We start from the raw sequence: 21,272 nt of genomic DNA, 5'->3' as shown, positions 1-21,272 counted from the left end.
CATCCGATGAGCATCCCGGCCGATCTAAAATACACCGAATCGCACGAATGGGTCCGTACCGAAGCGGACGGCACGCTGACGGTCGGCATCACCGACCACGCGCAGGAAGCGCTCGGCGATATCGTCTTCTTCGAAGTCCAGGAACTGGGCAAAACCGTGACCGCTGGCGACACCGTCGCCGTGATCGAATCGGTGAAAGCCGCTTCCGATATCTATGCGCCGGTCTCGGGCGAAATCATCGAAGCGAACACGGCCGTGGCCGACACCCCGGACTCGGTCAACACCTCGCCGTACGAAAGCTGGCTCTTCAAGATCAAGCCGGCCGCGGACGCCACGCAAGACCGTCTGATCGACGCCGACGCGTACAGCAAGTCGATCGGCGCCTGATTCACCTTTACGTTTAACCCGATTGGTGCGGCGCGTCCCTCGCGCAGAGATAGCCGCACCGCCAGGAACACCCATGAAGCTCGAACACCCGGATCGTCTGATGAACCGCACTCCTCTCTCGCTCGCCGCGCTCGAAGTGCATGACGCCTTCGCCGAACGGCACATCGGCCCGGATGCGGCCGACCAGCACGCGATGCTCGAAGCCCTCGGCTTCGCGTCGCGCGCCGCGCTGATCGACGCCGTCATTCCGAAGACGATCCGCCGCACCGAAACGCTGCCGCTCGGCCCCTTCGCGCAACCGAAAAGCGAAGCCGAAGCGCTCGCCGCGCTGCGTGAACTCGCGGACAAGAACCAGGTGTTCCGCTCGTACATTGGGCAGGGCTATTACAACGCGCACACGCCGACGGTGATCCTGCGTAACGTGCTGGAAAATCCGGCGTGGTACACCGCGTACACGCCGTATCAGCCGGAAATCTCGCAAGGCCGTCTGGAAGCGCTGCTGAACTTCCAGCAGATGATCGTCGACTTGACGGGTCTGGCGATCTCGAATGCGTCGTTGCTCGACGAAGCAACCGCCGCCGCTGAAGCGATGACGCTGCTGCAGCGCATCGGCAAGCCGAAGTCGAACGTGTTCTTCGTGGCCGACGACGTGCTGCCGCAAACCATCGAAGTGGTGAAGACTCGTGCCACGCCGGTCGGCATCGAAGTGAAAGTGGGCCCGGCTGCGGAGGCGGCGAACGCGAATGCGTTCGGCGTGCTGCTGCAATACCCGGGCGTGAACGGCGACGTGCGCGACTATCGCGCGCTCGCCGAAGCGATCCATGCAGCGGGCGGCCACGTGGTGGTCGCCGCCGACCTGCTCGCGCTGACCGTGCTCACGCCGCCGGGCGAATGGGGCGCGGACGTGGCCGTGGGCAATACGCAGCGCTTTGGCGTGCCGGTCGGCTTCGGCGGCCCGCATGCGGCTTACCTCGCTGTGCGCGACGAATTCAAGCGCCAGATGCCGGGCCGCCTCGTCGGCGTGACCGTCGACGCACAAGGCAACCCCGCGCTGCGTCTCGCGCTGCAAACGCGCGAACAACATATCCGTCGCGAGAAAGCCACCTCGAACGTGTGTACCGCGCAAGCGCTGCTCGCGATCATGGCCAGCATGTACGCCGTCTATCACGGCCCGCACGGCCTGAAGACGATCGCGCTGCGCGTGAACCGGATCGCCGCGTTGCTGGCCGAAGGTGCGAAGCAACTCGGCTATACGCTCGTCAACGAAACGTTCTTCGACACGCTCACCTTCGAAACCGGCGTACGCACGCAAGCGCTGCACGACGCAGCGATTGCGAAGCGCATCAACCTGCGCCGCGTGAGCGACACGCAAGTCGGCCTGTCGATCGACGAAACCACGTCGCGCCGCGATCTGGCCGATCTGCTCGAAGTGTTCGCGCAAGCCGCGGGCGCGAAAGACATTCCGCAAGTCGACACGCTCGACGCAAAACTGGCCGCATCGAACACCGCATCCGTGCCGGCCGCGCTCGAACGCACCAGCGCGTACCTCACGCACCACGTGTTCAACCGTCATCATTCGGAAACGGAAATGCTGCGCTATCTGCGCAGCCTGTCCGACAAGGATCTCGCGCTCGACCGCTCGATGATCCCGCTCGGTTCGTGCACGATGAAGCTGAACGCGACTTCGGAAATGCTGCCGGTCACGTGGCCGGAATTCGGCCAGATCCATCCGTTCGCACCGGCTGAGCAAACCGTCGGCTACCGCGAAATGATCGATCAGCTCGAAGAAATGCTGGTCGCGGCCACCGGCTACGCGGCCGTATCGCTGCAACCGAACGCCGGCTCGCAAGGTGAGTACGCGGGCCTCCTGATCATCCACGCCTACCACGCCTCGCGCGGCGAAGCCCATCGCAATGTCTGCCTGATTCCCGCTTCGGCGCACGGCACCAACCCGGCGTCGGCACAGATGGCCGGCATGCAGGTAGTCGTGGTTGCCTGCGACGCGCAAGGCAACGTCGATATCGAAGACCTGAAGAAGAAGGCCGATCAGCACGCCGACAAACTCGCGGCGATCATGATCACGTACCCGTCCACGCACGGCGTGTTCGAGCAGAACGTGCGTGAAATCTGCGAGATCGTGCACGCGCACGGCGGCCAGGTCTATGTGGACGGCGCGAACATGAACGCCATGGTCGGCCTCACCGCGCCGGGCCAGTTCGGCGGCGACGTCTCGCACCTGAACCTGCACAAGACGTTCTGCATTCCGCACGGCGGCGGCGGACCGGGCGTCGGTCCGGTCGCAGTCGGCGCGCACCTCGCGCAGTTCCTGCCGAACCAGATCTCGTCGGGCTATGAACGCGCGCCGAACGGCATTGGCGCAGTGTCCGGCGCACCGTACGGCTCGGCGTCGATCCTGCCGATCTCGTGGATGTATATCGCGATGATGGGCGCGAAGAACCTCACCGCCGCGACCGAAACCGCGATCCTCAACGCGAACTACGTCGCGAAGAAACTCGCGCCGCACTATCCGGTGCTGTATTCGGGCCCGGGCGGACTGGTCGCGCACGAGTGCATTCTCGATCTGCGTCCGATCAAGGAAACCAGCGGCATCACCGTCGACGACGTCGCCAAGCGTCTCGCCGACTACGGCTTCCATGCGCCGACCATGAGCTTCCCGGTGCCGGGCACGCTGATGGTCGAGCCGACCGAATCGGAATCGAAGGAAGAACTCGACCGTTTCATCGAAGCGATGATCGCGATCCGCGAGGAAATCCGCGCGGTCGAAGATGGCCGCTCGGACCGCGAGGACAATCCGCTCAAGCACGCGCCACACACGGCGGCGGTGGTCATCGCGAATGACTGGAAGCACGCGTATGCGCGCGAAACCGCAGCGTATCCGCTGCCCACGCTGATCGCGAAGAAGTATTGGCCGCCGGTCGGCCGCGCGGACAACGTGTACGGCGACCGCAATCTGTTCTGCTCCTGCGTGCCGATCGCCGACTACGAGTAAGCGGACCGCTGCCGCGCAGCGCCCGCTGTCTCGAAAAGAGGCGGCAGGGCGCTGTGCGGTTCTCTCCTGAGTTCTCTGTCGCTCCTGGCCGCAAACGGCTAACATCACACACCGAATCAGCCTAACGAGGAGTTTCGCATGGCGCGAAAGGTGCGATCGATGCAAAGCCGGACCGAACCAGGGCGAGCCCCCACGTGGCGGCAAACCTGCACACTGTTGCTGGCAGGCGCGGCAGTGCTGCTGCCGCTGGCGCAAGCGCAGGCCGCGATGAATTTCTGTGCGGCGCCCGCGTTGCAAACCAGTGAACGCACGAACGCCGATCCGGGCGTGAAAGCGCTGGTGAGCAACGTGCAGGCTCATCTGAACGACCAGCCGCATGCGCTGGCGAAACTGCATACCGAAGGCACGCTGCCGCACGAAGGCATTTACGACCAGAGCGTCGAAGCGGAGCAGGATCTCGATCTGATGCGCGACGCCGCGCTCGCCTGGCGCGCCACCAGCGACGACCGGTATCTGAAGCTCGTCGACCGCCTGCTGTTCGCGTGGGTCACGACGTATCAACCAAGCTTCAATCCCATCGACGAAACCCGCTTCGAAGGGCTGATTCTCGCGTACGACATGACAGCGAGCGCGTTGCCGGTTAAGACGCGCAATGCGTCGATGGCGTTTCTCACGAAACTCGCGACCGGCTATATCGGGCAAATCGACGCGCAGCCGCGGCCGCTCAAAGGCACGTACAAAAACAACTGGCAGAGCCATCGGGTCAAACTGATCGCCATGGCCGCATTCACGCTCGATAACCGCAAGATGATCAATGCGGCCCAGCGGTTGTTCGTCGAGCATATCGGCGACAACATCGAACCGGATGGTTCGACGGTCGATTTCAGCGAGCGCGACGCGCTGCATTACGTCACCTACGATCTGCAGCCGCTCGTGACCGCGGCACTCGCCGCGCGCCGCCATAACCGCAACTGGCTGCCGGACAAGGGCACGGACGGCGCTTCGCTGGAAGCCGCGCTGAACTGGCTCGCGCCATACGCGGCCGGCAACAAGACCCACGAAGAATTCGTGCATTCGAGCGTTCCGTTCGATGCAAAACGTCGCGAAGCCGGCTTGCCCGGCTATTCGGGTCAGTGGGACCCGAAGAACGCGACCGAACTGTTTCACCTGGCGGCACGCCTCGACGGGCGCTATACGCCGATCGCGCTACAGCTCGCACCCACGCCGCCTGCCTGGCTCGCCGTGTGTTTGCCGCTGCCGGCGCGATGAACCAACCATCTATCAGCAGGGAGCAGTAAATGGCAGTCAGCGTGTTCGATCTCTTCAAAATCGGCATTGGTCCGTCCAGTTCGCATACGGTCGGGCCGATGCGCGCGGCGCTGATGTTCGCTCAAGGGCTTGAACGCGATGGGCTGCTTGCTGCGACCGCATCGGTGAAGGTGGAGCTGTATGGCTCGCTCGGCGCGACAGGCAAGGGGCACGGCACCGATCGCGGCGTGATGCTCGGCCTGATGGGCGATGCGCCCGACACCGTGAACCCGGACACGATCGCCGAGCGGCTCGAAAACGTGCGCGTGTCCCGCAAGCTGGCGCTGCTCGGCACGCACGAGGTGCCGTTCGTGCAGAAAGATCAGATTGCGTTTTATCGCCAGGCGCTGCCCGAGCATCCGAACGGTCTCAAGCTGCGCGCTTACGATGCGCAGGGTGAGACGTTGCGCGAGTCGACCTATCTGTCGGTGGGCGGCGGTTTCGTGGTGACGGCGGGTGCGCCGAACACGAAAGTGCTGAGCGCCGTCGATCAATTGCCGCACTCGTTTCGCAGCGGCAACGAGTTGCTTGCGCTGTGCGAATCGACTGGCAAAAGCATCGCTCAGTTAATGTGGGAAAACGAGCGCGTCTGGCATACGGAAGAAGAAACGCGCACCGGCCTGCTGAAGATCTGGGACGTAATGCAAGCGTGTGTCGCACGCGGTTGTGGCATCAACAACCCGGACGCCGACGGTAACTTGCCCGGCCCGTTCCAGGTGAAGCGCCGTGCGCCGCAGCTGTATCGCGCGCTGTCGGGCAATCCTGAACTGGCGCTGCGCGATCCGCTTTCCATGGTCGACTGGATCAATCTCTATGCGATCGCCGTCAACGAAGAAAACGCCGCCGGCGGACGTGTGGTCACCGCGCCGACCAACGGCGCGGCCGGCATCATCCCGGCAGTGCTGCATTACTACACGCGCTTCATGCCCGGCTCGAATCAGCAAGGCGTGATCGACTTCCTGATGACCGCGGCGGCGATCGGCATTCTGTACAAGCTGAACGCGTCGATTTCCGGCGCCGAAGTGGGTTGCCAGGGTGAAGTGGGCGTCGCCTGTTCGATGGCGGCGGGCGCACTCGCCGCGGTCATGGGCGGCACGCCCCGGCAGGTCGAGAACGCCGCGGAAATCGGCATGGAACACAACCTCGGCCTGACGTGCGATCCGGTCGGCGGCATGGTGCAGATTCCGTGTATCGAGCGCAATGCGATGGCATCGGTGAAAGCGGTCAATGCGGCGCGCATGGCGTTGCGCGGCGACGGCAGCCATTATGTGTCGCTCGATTCGGTGATCAAAACCATGCGTGAAACCGGCGCGGATATGAAGACCAAGTACAAGGAAACGTCGCGCGGCGGCCTGGCGGTGAATATCGTCGAGTGCTGAGTTCCGCGCTTCATGGCGCATGACGGCAATCACGCGGGCTCTCGGGCCCGCGTTTTCATTTGCGCGGCGCGCAATGCGCGAGCGCTACAGTTGCGCTGCGCCGTGACAGCGCAGGCGCTGGCGGCGTAAGCTGTCGAAGCGCCACATCGGCCAGCGTCCGGTCGATGCTTGCATTCTCACATCGCACTCATGCACTGCCTGGAGGCTTCATCGCAATGTCGCAGCCGAATGCTCCCGTTTCAGTTTCCGGTTCCTCCGCCGCTCAAACCACCGGCGCGCGTCTTGTCGTCGATGCTTTGCTGACGCACGGTGTCGAACGTGTTTTCTGTGTGCCCGGTGAAAGTTTTCTCGCCGTGCTGGATTCGCTGCACGACGAAACCGAACAGATCCAGACCATCGTGTGCCGTCACGAAGCGGCCGCGGCGAATATGGCCGAAGCCGTCGGCAAATTGACCGGCCGGCCCGGCGTCGCGCTGGTCACGCGCGGGCCGGGCGCCACGCACGCGTCGATCGGCGTGCACACCGCGTTTCAGGATTCCACGCCGATGATCCTGCTGATCGGCCAATGCGCACGCGAGCATCTCGACCGCGAGGCGTTTCAGGAGATCGACTATCGGCGCATGTTCGGTCAGATGGCGAAATGGGTCGCGCAAATCGACGATCCCAAACGCATTCCCGAGTATCTGAGCCATGCGTTTCACACAGCGACGTCCGGACGGCCTGGTCCCGTCGTATTGTCGCTGCCGGAAGACGTGTTGAGCGACGCATGCGACGCCGTAGCAGGGGCGCCGGCGTATCAACGCGTCGCGGCGTCACCTTCGGCGGCGCAGATCGAGAAATTGCGCGCGTTGCTCGAAGGCGCACAACGGCCGATGGTGATCGCGGGCGGCAGCGGCTGGACGCCTGCTGCGTGCGCGGACTTTCAACGCTTCGTCGAGAATTGGCAACTGCCGGTCGGCCTCGCGTTCCGCTATCAGGACACGCTCGACAACGAGCATCCCAACTATGCCGGCGATGTCGGCCTCGGCATCAATCCTGCGCTCGCGCAACGTATCCGCGACGCCGACGTATTGCTCGCGATCGGACCTCGTTTAGGCGAAGCGACGACCAACGGCTACACGCTGCTCGACATTCCAAAAACGAAGCAGACGCTCGTGCATGTGCATCAAGGCGCGGAGGAGTTGGGACGCGTGTATGCGGCGGATCTGCCGATCGTCTCCGGCATGCCGGAGCTGGCGGCAATGCTTGCGGAGTTGGAGCCTTCGTCCGAGCAACTTGCCTGGTCCGGCGCCGCGAGCGAGGCGCATCAGGCGTATCTCGACTGGCGCAAACCGCGCCAGATTCCCGGCGACGTGCAGATGGGCGAAGTGATCCAGCAGTTGCGCGCGCATCTACCGGACGACGCGATTCTCACCAATGGTGCGGGTAATTACGCGACGTGGCTGCATCGGCACTTCTCGTATCGTCATTTTCGTTCGCAACTCGCGCCGACGAGCGGCGCGATGGGTTATGGCGTGCCGGCGGCGATCGCGGCGAAGTCGATGTATCCGCAACGCGCTGTCGTCGCGCTGGCTGGCGACGGCTGCTTCATGATGTCCGCGCAAGAACTCGCGACGGCGATGCAATATGACCTGCACGTGCTTTTCATCGTGGTGAATAACAGCCAGTTCGGCACGATCCGGATGCATCAGGAGCGGCATTATCCGAATCGCGTGCACGGCACCGGACTCACCAATCCGGATTTCGCGGCGTTCGCTCGCTCGTTCGGCGCGCATGGCGAGACGGTGGAGCGGACTGAAGATTTTCTGCCTGCGCTGAAGCGTGCGATGGAGGCGAAGCGCGCGGCGGTGATCGAAATTCGTATGCCGCAGGAAGCGAGCACGCCGGGGGCGACGCTGGAGCAGATTCGCGAGCAGGGGAGGAAGTTGCGGGGGGAATAACTGCGTTGTCGTGCGATCCGCACGCGTAACGAAGCGGCAAACAAAAAGCCCTGCGGTTAAGAAACCACAGGGCTTTTTTTGCGCTGGCTGCTGCGTCATAGCATGACGCAGCAGCCAGATGCTCAAGCAAAAAAACGGCTTACTTCCCACCCACGCTTTGCAGCGTCGTCCACTTGCCGTCGACAACCTTGTACAGCGTGATGCCGCCGTTCTTCAGGTCGCCCTTGCTGTCGTAAGCGAGGTTCGACGACGTCACTGCCGGCATCGAGGTCTTCGCGAGCATCGGCAGATACTTGGCCGGATCGGTCGAGTTCGCCTTCTTCATTGCGTCGAACATGGCCATTGCGCCGTCGTAAGCGTACGGCGAGTACGTTTGCACGTCTTCGTTGAAACGCTTCTTGTACTTTGCGACATAGTCCTTGCCGCCCGGCATTTCTTCCAGCGGCAGGCCGGCGAGCGAAGCCACCGTTCCGTTCGCCGCGTCACCCGCGATCTGGATGAACGTCGGCGTGTGGACCATTTCGCCGCCCATCAGCGGCGCCTTGATGCCCAGTGCCTTCATCTGCTTGACCATCGGTGCCGCTTGCGAATCCGCGCCGCCGTAATAGATCAGGTCCGGTTGAACAGCCTTCAGCTTGGTCAGGATCGACTTGAAGTCGACTGCCTTGTCGTTCGTGTACTCACGATCGACGATCTGGCCGCCCGCTGCCTTCGCTGCCTTTTCGAACTGATCGGCCAGACCCTGGCCGTAGGCCGTGCGGTCGTCGACGATCACGATCTTCTTCATGCCCAAGGTCTTCACCGCGAACGTGCCGGCGACCGAACCTTGCTGCGTGTCGGACGTCATCATACGGAACGTGGTCTTGAAACCTTGTTGCGTATATTCAGGCGCCGTCGCCATTGCGATTTCGGGGATGCCCGCGTTCGCGTAAATGCGCGAAGCCGGGATCGTGGTACCCGAGTTGAAGTGGCCGAGCATGCCCTTGATGCCGTCATCCACCAGCTTTTGCGCAACGGTCGTACCCGTACGCGGGTCGGCCTGGTCGTCGGCCGAGTCCAGCACGAAGCGCACTTGCTTGCCGCCGATCACCGGCTTGGTCGCGTTCATGTCTTCCACTGCCAGCGTGATGCCGTTCTGGAAGTCCTTGCCGTAGTGCGCCTGCGCGCCAGTCATCGGGCCGGCAAAGCCGACCTTCACGTCTTCCGTCGATTGAGCGTTGGCCGTCCCCGCCAGCGACATCGCCGCAACCAGTGCAGCGCCTGCCAGCTGTTTCATCTTGTGTTGCATAGCTTCTCCTTGGTACCAGGTGTGGATGGAGCGGTTTCGGGGTCGCCGTACCGCTTCCGTTTTATTGAGTGATCAGAGAGGTTCGCTCAACCGATCGTCATCAAATTCGCATTACCGCCTGCAGCTGCCGTATTCACGCTGACCGAGCGTTCCGTCAACAGACGCTCGAGCGCGTAATCCTCGTCGCCGCTTTCCAGCGCGCGAGACGCGACGCCCTGCACCGACACGATCGGGCCCGCGCGCTTCGCGACTTCCTTCACCAGCGCCAGCAGTTCATCGCTATCGCCTTCGAACAGCACGGCGTCGAACGGCGTATCCGCGCTCTTCTTCACGCTTGCATGCGACTTCAGCGAGGCGGGCAATTGCGACACCAATTGTTCCCCAGCCGCGCCTTCGAACAACGCGCGATTTCCCGTAGCCAGCGCCGCGGCGAACTGCACGCGCGCACCGCTTGCCGTCGACGCGACACACAGCACCGTGCCGCGCGCGCCCAGCGTGTACGTATTGCGCTCGCCGGTCGGTCCCGACAATACCGCCGTGGCGCCCGCCGGCACATGCGACAGATAGCCGTCGCAGCGCGCGGCGAGTTGCGGCTCGCGTTCGGTAATCAGCCAGTCGCGGTAAGCCGTCAACGCAGCGGACGGATTGTCGCCGTTTTCGGCAGCGCGCGGTACATCCACGACCAACGCCTGCGCGAGCGACTTCGGCAAACCGGCCGGACGCGTGGCGAGGAGACGCTGCAGATACAGCGCGCCGCCCGCTTTAGGCCCCGTGCCCGACAGACCTTCGCCGCCGAACGGCTGCACGCCGACCACCGCGCCGATCACGTTGCGGTTCACGTAGATGTTGCCCACGTGCGCGCGGCTGATCACATGCGCGATCGTTTCGTCGATCCGCGTATGAATGCCGAGCGTCAGGCCGTAACCGGTCGCGCGGATCTGCTCGAGCAGTTTGTCCAGCTGGCTGCGGCGGTAACGCACCACGTGCAGCACCGGACCGAACACCTCACGCTTCAATTCGTCGATGCTGTCGAGTTCGATCAGCGTCGGCGGCACGAAGGTGCCTTGCGCGCAACCGTCCGGCATCGGCAGTTGCTCGACCTTGCGGCCCTTCTCGCGCATCGCCGCGACGTGCGCGTCGATACCGCGCTTCGCGTCGAGGTCGATCACCGGGCCGACGTCGATCGACAGGCGGTCCGGATTGCCCACAGCGAGTTCGCGCATCGCGCCCGTCAGCATCTCCAGCGTGCGGTCCGCAACATCGTCCTGCAGACAAAGAACGCGCAACGCGGAACACCGTTGACCTGCGGAGTCGAACGACGATTGCAGCACGTCCGCGACCACCTGTTCGGCGAGCGCCGACGAGTCGACGATCATCGCGTTCTGGCCGCCCGTTTCGGCGATCAGCGGAATCGGCTTGCCGTCCGGATCGAGGCGGCTCGACAGCGTCTTGTTGATCAGACGCGCGACTTCGGTCGAGCCGGTGAACATCACGGCGCGGGTTCGCGGATCGGCCACCAACGCGGCACCGACCGTTTCGCCGTTACCCGGCAGCAGTTGCACCGCGCCGGCCGGCACGCCGGCTTCGCGCAGAATGCGCACGGCTTGCGCGGCGATCAGCGGCGTCTGTTCAGCGGGCTTGGCGAGCACGGTGTTGCCGGCTGCAAGCGCAGCGGCCACCTGACCCATGAAAATCGCCAGCGGGAAATTCCACGGGCTGATACACACCACCGGGCCGAGCGGACGATGCGTGTCGTTGGAGAACTCGTCGCGAATCTGCGTGGAGTAGTAACGCAGGAAGTCGATCGCTTCGCGGATTTCCGCGACGGCGTTCGCCAGCGACTTGCCGGCTTCACGCACCACGAGGCCCATCAGCGTATGCATCTGCGCTTCGAGCAGATCGGCGGCACGTGCGAGGCAATCGGCGCGCGCATCGACCGGCGTGGCTTGCCAGATCGGCGCGGCGGCGACTGCGTGAGCCAAAGCAGCGCTCACGTGCTCCGCCGTTGCTTCGACGACCGTGCCGACGAGGTCGCGATGATCGGCCGGATTGCGCACGTCGCGCGCGAGACCCACGGCGATCTCGTTGTCTTCGAGCATCGGCGCGGCGCGCCACGGATGATGCGCGCTCGCCAGCAACGCCGACGACAGCGACGCCAGACGATGCTCGTTCGACAGGTCGAGGCCCATCGAGTTGAGGCGCTCCGAACCGTACAGATGGCGCGGCAGCGGAATCTTCGCGTGCGGCGCGCCGAGCGGGACGATCTTCGAGGCTTCGTCGACCGGGTCGGCGATCAGGTCCTTGATCGCGACGGTTTCGTCGGCAATACGATTCACAAACGACGTGTTCGCGCCGTTTTCCAGCAGACGGCGCACGAGATAAGCGAGCAGCGTTTCGTGCGTGCCGACCGGCGCGTACACACGGCACGGACGGTTCAGCTTGTCACGGCCGGTGACTTCTTCATACAGCGGTTCGCCCATGCCGTGCAGGCACTGGAACTCGTACTGGCCGGGATAGTAGTTGTTGCCCGCGAGGTGATAGATCGCCGACAGCGTGTGCGCGTTGTGCGTGGCGAACTGCGGATAGACCGCGTCGGGCGCGCTGAGCAGCTTCTTCGCGCAGGCGAGGTACGACACGTCCGTGTAGATCTTGCGCGTGTAGACCGGATAACCTTCGAGGCCGTCCACTTGCGCGCGCTTGATTTCGGTATCCCAGTACGCGCCCTTCACGAGGCGCACCATGATGCGGTGACGGCTGCGGCGCGCCAGATCGATCAGGTATTCGATCACGAACGGGCAGCGCTTCTGATACGCCTGCACCACGAAGCCGATGCCGTTCCAGCCGGCCAGCTCCGGATCGAAGCACAGCGCTTCGAGCAGATCGAGCGAGATTTCGAGGCGGTCCGCTTCTTCCGCGTCGATGTTCAGGCCGATGTCGTAGCGGCGCGCGAGGATCGCGAGCGAGCGCACGCGCGGCAGCAGTTCGCTCATCGTGCGTTCCTGCTGCGAACGCGAGTAGCGTGCGTGCAGCGCGGAGAGCTTGATCGAGATACCCGGGCCTTCGTAGATGCCACGTCCGCCGGCGGCCTTGCCGATCGCGTGGATCGCCTGTTCGTACGACGCGTAGTAGCGCTGCGCGTCGGCTTCGGTGGTGGCCGCTTCGCCGAGCATGTCGTACGAGTAGCGGAAGCCGCGTGCTTCGTATTTGCGGCTGTTGGCGAGGGCCTCGGAGATGTTCTCGCCGGTGACGAACTGCTCGCCCATCAGGCGCATCGCCATGTCCACGCCCTTGCGGATCAGCGGTTCGCCGCCCTTGCCGATCAAACGCGTGAGCGCCGACGAGAGGCTCGTCTCGCTATTGGTCGTCACCAGCTTGCCGGTGATCATCAAGCCCCAGGTCGCGGCGTTGACGAACATCGACGGCGCCTGGCCCATGTGCGATTTCCAGTCGCCCTTGCTGATCTTGTCGCGGATCAGCGCGTCGCGCGTGGCGCGATCGGGAATACGCAGCAGCGCTTCAGCGAGACACATCAGCGCCACGCCTTCCTGGCTCGACAGCGAGAACTCGTGGATCAGACCTTCGACGCCACCGCCCTTGCTCTTGCTGCGCAGCGTTTCGACGAGCTTGCCGGCCATGGCCTGCACGTCGCCCGCGAGGTTGGCCGGCAAACGCGCCTGACCGAGCAGGAACGGCAGGCATTCCGGCTCCGGACGACGGTACGCCGCCGTGATCGCGGCGCGCAGCACCGACTGCGGTTGGACGTTCTGCGCGAAATCGAGGAACGGGTGCGATGCACCGTCTTCCTCGTGCTCGACCGCAGCACCGTCGGTCAGATCGGCCGAGCCTGCCACGCCTGACAGTTCGGGCGGCAATTGACCATGCTCGATCTTTTCGAGGTACGCGAAGATGGCCTGCTTGATGAGCCAGTGCGGAGTGCGTTCGAGACGGGTAGCGGCATCTTTCAGCCGCGAACGCAGGAGGTCGTCGACCTTAACGCCAAGGGTGGTGCTAGCCATGTTTCCTTCTTCGGAGACCAGACGAATGCGCTGGCAAAAAGACTAAAAGTTGGGCGAATCGTACGCCTCCCAATAAAAAGGTGCAACCACCTCAGGCGCGCGGTTGCACCCTGCCGTGAGCCTTATGTGACGGGGGTTTGCGCGCAATGGCGCTGCGCGGGGCGACGGCGGTTGCGATCAGTACTTTCCCTGGCGTGATTCTTTTTGCATTTACCCTTATCAGAACGGGTCGGCGCGCCGTTATACGGAACATAGCGGCGCGCGGCCTCCTTGAGGCACGCACAAAAAAAACGGTACGGGGTTTTAGAGGACAGGCGAAATGGAAAAATGGCTGGTGGTACTGGGCATCTGGGCAATGTGCGCGACTTGCGCGGTGTTGTTCATCCGCGGTGCGACAAGTGGCCCGGGCAGGCGGGAACCCGCGCAGGAACGAACACCCGCGGCTTCGCGCGCATCGGCGGGCGATCCGCGGGCCGCGCTGAACGATTGAATAGGGATGTCCGGCGTGGCATGCCGGAGTGAGCGACGCTGGCTTCCGGCCTGCACGGCGGGAAGCCGCGGGTAACGTCCGGCCTGGTGCCGCGGCGAAGCGCAGGCGGTGTCAGTACCGCAAAATCGGTTCGAACCGCGGACAGGCGTCGGCGGGCGAAACGAGTTGGTCGTGCAGCCGGCAAAGCCGGCTGTCCGCCACGCTCGCGCCAAATGCCGAACCCAACACCGCGAGACCCGGCATGCCCTGCTCCAGCGAGTCCCGACTCTCAGCACGATACCGGCAGCCGGCGCAGCACGGCGCGCACGCATCGTCGCGCGCGTCCGCCGTGCTGGAGATGCGAAGCGCGCCGCTCGTCACGAGCCCTGCCCCAAGCTATTCCAGTACGGCGCGAACACGTGCGCGGACAGCGCGTAGCCGATGGCGATATTGACCACCACGCCTACCGTAAAGGCCAGGAACGGCTTCAGGCCAGTGGCGCTCAGCGAACGCAGGCGCGTGGTCAACCCAATGCTCAGGAAACAGAAGGTGAATGCCCATGTGCGCAACGCGGTGATCGGGGCGACGAATTCGGGCGTCACGACCTTGCGGTAATCGGCCAGCGAATAGTGGCTGGCGACCCACGTCACCAGTGCCGACGCAATCACGAAGCCGATCACGAACTTCGGAAAGCGCGCCCAGATCTCGCCGGCGTTGGGTTTGGCTTTGACGCCGCTATCTTGCGACTCCCAGCGCGTGCTCGCGACGATTGCGAGCACGAACGCCCAGATACCGATCCAGATATCGCGGCCGACCACTTTCATCAGCGTGAACGCCTGTAGCGACGCCTCCGGCGCACCCGCGATCGCTCCACCCGCGTGTTTGGCGAGGTCGCCATAAGCTTGCGCGGCCGCGATCCCGGCCGCGTCGGCGAATTCGGAGGTGCCGATCCATGCGCCAGCGACCGCGGTCGACAATCCGAGCGAGCGGGACGCGAACGGCAACACGAAGATCATCACGATCGCCCACAGCACCACCAACGTGATCGCCACCGAAGCCTGTTCGCGCTTGGCCCGCACCGCGCCGGCAATCGCGATCGCTGCCGAGACGCCGCACACCGCGCCGCCGACGCCGAGCACGGCCGCAAAACGCCGGTCGAGGCCAAACGCCGTCGCAGCAAAAAAGATCACGAAGAACGTGACGAGCGAGACGATGCTCGCCTGCCCGACCGCCACCGGTCCGGCCCACACCAACAGCGTGAACGGCAATGTCGCGCCGAGCAGCACGATACCGACCTTGATGTAAAACTCGACGCGCAAGCCCGCCGAAAACCACTCGGGCAGCGTGAATACGTTCGAGATCAAAAGGCCCAGCGCCAGCGCGACGAGCGGTGGTTCGAGGTTGTACTTCGACGCGTTGACCCACGCGCCCAGCGTAAAAATCAGCGCCGATGCGATGAACAGGATCAGGAATGAGCCGAGGAAAGCGCCGACCCGCTGCTTGAGCGCTGCGAGGCTCACGCCGAACAGGAGCGCGAACACGCCGAACAGCGCGGCATAGTTCGGCACATGCTTGCCGGCGTCCTGCACGGCCTGCGCGACGCTCGACCATTTAGCCGGCGCAACCGCGAGCCACTTGATGCTGCTGCCGGACGCGAACAGCGCCCACGCAATCACGACCACCAGCAGCCCGACCCAGACCGCCCACCAGTCTTCGGTCGAAAAAAGTCCACCGCCGTGCGTGCTTTGCCGGTTCGCCGGAGCGGCGCCGGTTGGCAGCGTTTGATTGGTATCGCTCATCGCCATGCCCCGAGAGAGTTGAGGTGCGTCGGCGCCGGAATGTTGGAGTTTTGCCTGAATGTGCGCCGATTCGGCGAAATATAGGCGAGCGGCGTCACAAAACGAAACGACCATTCGCTCTATGAATATGACCGAAAGGAGTAACGGCGCCGCCGCGCTGGCGACGTGCCTCAAATGTCGAGCGGATCGACTTCGAGATTCCAGCGCAGCACGCCCTTCATGCCGCGCAGCAGTGGCTGCCAGGCGCGCAAGGTGGCGTGCAACGCGCCACGCGACGCACTCTCGATCAGCAACTGTGCGCGATGCACGTGCATCACCTTGACGATAGTAAGCGGCACCGCGTCATAGATGGTCACGCGTTCTGCAGCGGGAATGTCGCCCAGTGCGGCCGCCGCCTGCTGCAGAAAGGCCAGCGCGGCCTCGAGCGTGCGGCCTTCGGCCCGCAGCAACGCCTGATAGACGAACGGCGGCAAGTGCGCGTCGCGCCGCTCGGCCAGCGTGGAGTTGGCAAAGCCGACATAGTCGTGGCGGCCGAGCGCGTGGTAGAGCGCGTGGCGCGGATAGCGCGTTTGCACCAGCACTTCGCCAGGCAAACCCGCGCGGCCCGCCCGGCCGCTCACTTGCATCAGTTGTGCGAAAAGCCGCTCGCTCGCGCGGAAGTCGTGGGAAAAGAGCGCGGTGTCGGCGTTCAGCACGCCGACCAGCGACACGCGCTGGAAGTCATGCCCCTTGGCGATCATCTGTGTGCCGACGAGGATGTCGACCTCGCCCGCGTGCACGTCGGAGAACAAAGCCTGTGCGCTGCCTTTGCGGCGTGTGCTGTCGGCATCGATACGCAACACCCGGGCGCCGGGCACCGCGCTCGCCAGTGTTTCTTCGACGCGCTGCGTGCCGCGGCCCATCGGTGCGATGTCGACGTTGCCGCACTCGGGGCACGAACGCGGAATGCGCGCTTCCCAGCCGCAGTGGTGGCAGCGTAGCGCGCGCTCGGGCTTATGCAACACGACATACGCGCTGCAACGTGGACAGCCGGCGACCCAGCCGCAGGCATCGCAGGCCAGTTGCGGCGCATAACCGCGGCGGTTCAGGAACACGAGGCTTTGCTCACCGCGTTCGAGCCGCGCTTTCAGCGCGGCAATCAATGGCCCCGACAACCCTTCCACAGAAGCCCGCCCGCGCCGCCGCTCTTCTTCCAGATCGATCAGCTTCACGGTAGGCAGCACGGCCTCGGCGACCGCGCGGCGCGATAACGTGAGCCGCTTGTAGCGCCCCTGATCGGCCTGCCACCAGCTTTCCAGCGACGGCGTGGCCGAGCCGAGCACGACCGGCAAGCCGAGTTGCTTGGCGCGATAGACGGCCAGATCGCGGGCTGAATAGCGCAAGCCTTCCTGCTGCTTGTACGCCGGGTCGTGCTCTTCATCGACGACGATGATCGCGAGCTTCGGCAGCGAGGCGAGCACCGCCAGCCGGGTGCCGAGTACGATGCGGGCGCGGCCCGTGTGAGCGGCGAACCAGTTGCGAGCACGCTCGCCTTCCGCGAGACCGCTGTGCAGCGTGACGATCGACGTGCCCTCGAGCGCGGCGAAGCGGGCGCGGAAGGCCGCCTCGAATTGTGGCGTCAGATTGATTTCGGGCACGAGAACCAGCGCCTGAGCGTCGGGCTTTGCCGCGAGGATCTCGGCCAACGCGCGCAAATAGACCTCGGTCTTGCCGCTCCCCGTCACGCCGTGCAGCAGGAACGGCGCGAAGCCGTCGGCGTCGCGAATCGCTTCGACTGCGGCGGCCTGCTCGTCGGTGAGCGTCGGCAGCGAGGGCGCGGGCGCGTCGGACGACGCTGGAATAGCGACCGCTGCGGCGGCTTCGATGATGTCGAGCGCCACCCAGCCTTCCGCCTGCCAGGCATCGAGCGTCGCGATCGCTTTGGGATGCAGCGCGCGAGCGTCGGCAGCCAGCAGGAAGTCGGTCCCGGCCAATGTCTGCGCGAGCTTGCGCAACGCGCTCGCCCGCGCAGGCAGTGCGTCAGGTAGCGACGCGTGGCCAGCGGGCGTGAGGCTGTAGCGCTCCTGCGGCGCAAACAGGCGCGACCACCGGGAAGCATCGCGCAACGCCTGCGGCAAAGCCGGCAACGCCACTTCGCCAAGACTGCGCTGGTAATAGTCCGCGGCAAACGCGGCCAACCTCAACCATTCGGACGAGACGGGCGGGCACGCCGTGCACACGCCATTGACTGCGCGCAGGCGGTCGGGCGAGACCTCACTGTGAGTGGTCACTTCGCAGACGAGTCCCACGACATCGCGCTTGCCAAACGGCACGCTCACCAGCATGCCCGGCGCGACCGGCTCGGGCGTGTCGCACCGGTAGTCGAACAGGGTCGGCAGTGGATGATCCAGCGCGACGCGAACGAACACGTCACTCACGCGTGGGCGGAAATCAGAAGCACGGGCGCGACACGACGCCGCATCGTGGTGCCCGTCGAGCATACGGCGCTCCCCCCGAAGTTAAAGTAAAACTTCAATTTCGGCGCTAAGTTTTGGATTCCGCTGAACAATTGCAATCGGCCCGCGTGCCTGTGGATAACTTTGTTGAGAACTTTGCCCGGAACGCCCCGAAAGCACGGCGCAGCGGCCTTCTGTGGGCTTCCACACATTCTGTATCGCCCCCGTCAAACCCTTGCCAGACAAGGCTTAGATCAAATGCGCCTGCAATGTGCAAGGGTTGTGATGCGACTAAAGCTTCTACCGCGCCGCAGCGTGATGAATGTGCATAAGTCAAGTCTTGACTTTCGCAGGACCGCCAACTGACGGCCCGCCAACCGCAAATTTTCCCTTAGACCGAGAGCCCAGTTCGCTGCGCTGCAGCAAAATTGGTAACGATTACGGCCTCATACCGGTGCATGAGCCCCGCTGCGAATAGCCCGGCTATGGCGATGCACCTCGTCGACCAGTTCGGCGACATTCTCCGGCGGCGTGAACTGCGAAATGCCGTGGCCGAGATTGAACACGTGGCCCGGATGGTTGCCGAAACTGTCGAGCACAGCGCGCGCTTCCATGCGGATCGTAGCCGGCGGGGCAAACAACACCGAGGGATCGATATTGCCTTGCAGCGCCACCTTCCCGCCCACGCGTTCGCGGGCCTTGCTCAGATTCACGGTCCAGTCCAGGCCGACCGCATCCACGCCGATCTCAGCGATCTCGTCGAGCCACAGGCCGCCGCCCTTCGTGAAGGTGATTACCGGCACCTTTTCGCCGTCGTGGTCGCGCTTCAACTGGCTGACCACCTGCTGGATGTAGTGCAATGAAAAGCGCTGATACACGCCGTCCGCCAGCGCCCCACCCCACGTGTCGAAAATCATCACGGCTTGCGCGCCAGCTTCGATCTGCGCGTTCAGGTAAGCCGCGACCGAGCGCGCGTTGACGTCGAGAATGCGATGCATCAGGTCCGGACGCGCATACAGCATCGATTTGACCGTGCGGAAATCGGCCGAACCGCCGCCTTCGACCATGTAGCACGCGAGCGTCCACGGACTGCCCGAAAAACCGATTAGCGGCACGCGCTGACGTCCCTGCGCGTCTGTGAGCGCGGTGCGGATTTCGCGCACCGCGTCGGTCACGTAGCGCAGCGTGGCGTCGATGTCCGGCACCGCGAGGCGCGCGACATCGTCTTCTGTTCGCACCGGGCGCGCAAACTGAGGGCCCTCGCCCGTCACGAACTCAAGGCCGAGCCCCATGGCGTCGGGCACGGTCAGGATGTCGGAGAACAGGATCGCGGCGTCGAGCGGATAGCGCTCGAGCGGTTGCAGTGTGACTTCCGTCGCGAATGCCGGGTTCTTCGCCAGACCGAGGAAACTGCCCGCGCGACCTCGCGTGGCGTTGTATTCCGGCAGATAGCGGCCGGCTTGCCGCATCAGCCAGATCGGCGTGTAGTCGGTCGGCTGGCGCAGCAGCGCGCGCAGGAAAGTGTCGTTCAGGAGTTTATGGGCCACGTTGCGTACGACTCAGGGCAAAAAGGCATTTTACCGGAGCGGGCTCGCCACATCTCGCTTGATGCGGGCAATAAGTGTTGTGCGCCCCGCCGGCGACGGGTTTTGCAGGGGGCGGCGGCAGCGCTGCACCTGGCTGAACGGCCAATGTTCAAGCCCGAATTGCCGCGCTATGATCGAACGGACTTACCACGCAATTACATACAAGCAAGGAGACTCGATGAACAAGGCGACACTCGCGCTGCTCGGCGCGCTAACCGGGGTTTTGATGCACGCGGGCGCGGCTCAGGCTCAGAGCACCGCCGCTGCCGCAGCCCCTTCGCGGCTCGACGAAATCATCGCCCGTGGCACACTGCGCGCCTGTACGACTGGCGACTACAAGCCCTACTCGTTCTACAAGGCAGACAGCCAGTTCGAAGGTATCGATATCGACATGACGGAGTCGCTCGCCAAATCACTCGGCGTCAAGGCGGAATACATCAAGACGTCGTGGTCGAACCTGATGAACGACTTCGTCGCCAAATGCGACGTAGGCGTAGGCGGTGTATCGCCAACACTTGAGCGCCAGAAGCGCGCGTTTTTTACGCAGGCGTACATGATCGACGGCAAAACGCCGATCGTTCGGTGCGATGACGTTGCCAAATATCAGACGGTCGCGCAGATCGACCAGCCTGCCACTCGCGTGATCGTCAACCCGGGCGGCACCAACGAGCGCTTCGCGAAGCAGTATTTCCCGCACGCCAACCTGACCGTCTATCCGGACAACGTGACGATCTTCAAGCAGATCCTCGCCGGCAAAGCCGATGTCATGGTGACCGACGCGTCTGAAACGCTGCTGCAGCAAAAGCTGAATCCGGGCCTTTGCTCAGTGCATCCGGATAAGCCTTTCCAATACGGAGAAAAGGCCTGGTTGCTGCCGCGTGGTGATGTGGCATTCCAGGAGTATGTCGACCAATGGCTACACCTCGCGCGGGCAACCGGCGAATATCAGGCCATTTCGGACAAGTGGCTGAAGTAGCAAGGCGCTTTGCCTCGGCCGCCCGCGTTTCGCTCCCACAGTGAACCTGGGGCGGTCGGAAAATGCTGACCGATTTCGCTCACACGTCGAATCATGTAACGGTGAAGGGCTGACGTTAAGTAAAAGCGGAACAATTACCCCGGTTCGCCAGCAGACGAACCAGCCCTTTACGCGCCAATCGCATATCCGACGATATGCTGCGACACAACAAAGCGACGCCGTTTGCGCTGCTGAGATTTTTCCAGCGGTGGCAGACCTGTAACACAGGCGATTTCTCGCCCCAAAAGATGACCATGCAACCATTTCATGCGGAATCGACTGAACGGAATACGCCGCAATATGCTTCGCGAATAGCATTAATCATGCGTATGAAATTGCGAACGAGTCATCGGTAAATATTACGTTTCAAACAATTCTTTTTGGCAATATGTCCCGCAGCGCCTTATCTGGCGGGCGTTACAACCTGAAACACTTTGTTACCGCGCTCATAGGGTAATTCGCCCACAATGCCCTCAACGGTTTCAACACGGATGTGGCTGGGTGCGTGGTGTGAGCGGATACGATGCACTTGCCGGTCGGCGCATGCCGAAGCCCTGTGAAGGGGCATCCCTGCTGGGGCCGTAGTCGACGCAGGGTCGTCGTCTCAGTCGGTTCCTTCTTTGGTCTCCTCGCGCTAACC

12 protein-coding genes are annotated in these 21,272 nt (G+C 63.7%); 6 read left to right on the top strand and 6 right to left on the bottom strand.

All coding sequences use genetic code 11. The features are described from left to right. The first annotated feature begins 6 nt into the window (after positions 1 to 6). The 5 genes from gcvH (at position 7) to P0D71_RS06235 (ending at position 8,024) form a co-directional block, all read left to right on the top strand. Positions 7 to 387: a glycine cleavage system protein GcvH gene (gene gcvH, locus P0D71_RS06255; protein WP_408299788.1), complete on the top strand. Its 381-nt coding sequence runs from the start codon at positions 7 to 9 to the stop codon at positions 385 to 387. Positions 388 to 460: 73 nt separating this feature from the next. Beyond that, a complete protein-coding gene (gene gcvP / locus P0D71_RS06250; protein ID WP_408479496.1) occupies positions 461 to 3,397 on the top strand; it encodes an aminomethyl-transferring glycine dehydrogenase in 2,937 nt (978 codons plus the stop codon). A gap of 159 nt (positions 3,398 to 3,556) precedes the next feature. Beyond that, the gene (locus P0D71_RS06245) at positions 3,557 to 4,666 is read left to right on the top strand and encodes an alginate lyase family protein (protein WP_408479495.1); all 1,110 of its coding nucleotides are present in this window, start codon (positions 3,557 to 3,559) and stop codon (positions 4,664 to 4,666) included. 29 nt (positions 4,667 to 4,695) lie between these two features. Then, positions 4,696 to 6,084, top strand: coding sequence for an L-serine ammonia-lyase (locus P0D71_RS06240; protein WP_408479494.1), 1,389 nt, complete (start codon positions 4,696 to 4,698; stop codon positions 6,082 to 6,084). Between the two features lie 215 nt (positions 6,085 to 6,299). Next, positions 6,300 to 8,024: a thiamine pyrophosphate-binding protein gene (locus P0D71_RS06235; RefSeq protein ID WP_091797883.1), complete on the top strand. Its 1,725-nt coding sequence runs from the start codon at positions 6,300 to 6,302 to the stop codon at positions 8,022 to 8,024. A gap of 139 nt (positions 8,025 to 8,163) precedes the next feature. Here the strand turns inward: P0D71_RS06235 and P0D71_RS06230 are convergent, their stop codons facing one another. From P0D71_RS06230 to hemE, 5 genes are all read right to left on the bottom strand, one after another. Beyond that, positions 8,164 to 9,312 carry a branched-chain amino acid ABC transporter substrate-binding protein gene (locus P0D71_RS06230; RefSeq protein WP_091797879.1) on the bottom strand — a complete coding sequence of 383 codons (1,149 nt, stop codon included), beginning with the start codon at positions 9,310 to 9,312 and terminating at the stop codon, positions 8,164 to 8,166. Positions 9,313 to 9,398: 86 nt separating this feature from the next. Beyond that, complete coding sequence (putA, locus tag P0D71_RS06225) at positions 9,399 to 13,328, bottom strand: trifunctional transcriptional regulator/proline dehydrogenase/L-glutamate gamma-semialdehyde dehydrogenase (RefSeq protein ID WP_408479493.1); 3,930 nt, start codon at positions 13,326 to 13,328, stop codon at positions 9,399 to 9,401. A gap of 846 nt (positions 13,329 to 14,174) precedes the next feature. Then, complete coding sequence (locus P0D71_RS06220) at positions 14,175 to 15,596, bottom strand: YeiH family protein (RefSeq protein WP_408299777.1); 1,422 nt, start codon at positions 15,594 to 15,596, stop codon at positions 14,175 to 14,177. Between the two features lie 170 nt (positions 15,597 to 15,766). Next, positions 15,767 to 18,013: a primosomal protein N' gene (locus P0D71_RS06215; RefSeq protein ID WP_408479569.1), complete on the bottom strand. Its 2,247-nt coding sequence runs from the start codon at positions 18,011 to 18,013 to the stop codon at positions 15,767 to 15,769. A 464-nt stretch (positions 18,014 to 18,477) separates the two neighbouring features. Then, positions 18,478 to 19,578, bottom strand: a complete 1,101-nt coding sequence (gene hemE, locus P0D71_RS06210) for a uroporphyrinogen decarboxylase (protein ID WP_091797873.1) — start codon at positions 19,576 to 19,578, stop codon at positions 18,478 to 18,480. Between the two features lie 217 nt (positions 19,579 to 19,795). Between hemE and P0D71_RS06205 the strand changes: the two genes are divergently transcribed. Continuing rightward, the gene (locus P0D71_RS06205; RefSeq protein ID WP_091797871.1) at positions 19,796 to 20,593 is read left to right on the top strand and encodes a transporter substrate-binding domain-containing protein; all 798 of its coding nucleotides are present in this window, start codon (positions 19,796 to 19,798) and stop codon (positions 20,591 to 20,593) included. Positions 20,594 to 20,760: 167 nt separating this feature from the next. On the opposite strand, the gene P0D71_RS06200 is transcribed toward P0D71_RS06205, so the two are convergent. Next, the gene (locus P0D71_RS06200) at positions 20,761 to 20,901 is read right to left on the bottom strand and encodes a hypothetical protein (protein ID WP_408479492.1); all 141 of its coding nucleotides are present in this window, start codon (positions 20,899 to 20,901) and stop codon (positions 20,761 to 20,763) included. Positions 20,902 to 21,272 lie beyond the last annotated feature (371 nt).

Source organism: Paraburkholderia sp. RL17-383-BIF-A (assembly GCF_046028015.1).
In the GTDB taxonomy this organism is placed as follows: domain Bacteria; phylum Pseudomonadota; class Gammaproteobacteria; order Burkholderiales; family Burkholderiaceae; genus Paraburkholderia.
Note: the sequence above shows the minus strand (reverse complement) of the source record. Positions and strands in the feature narration are given on the sequence as shown.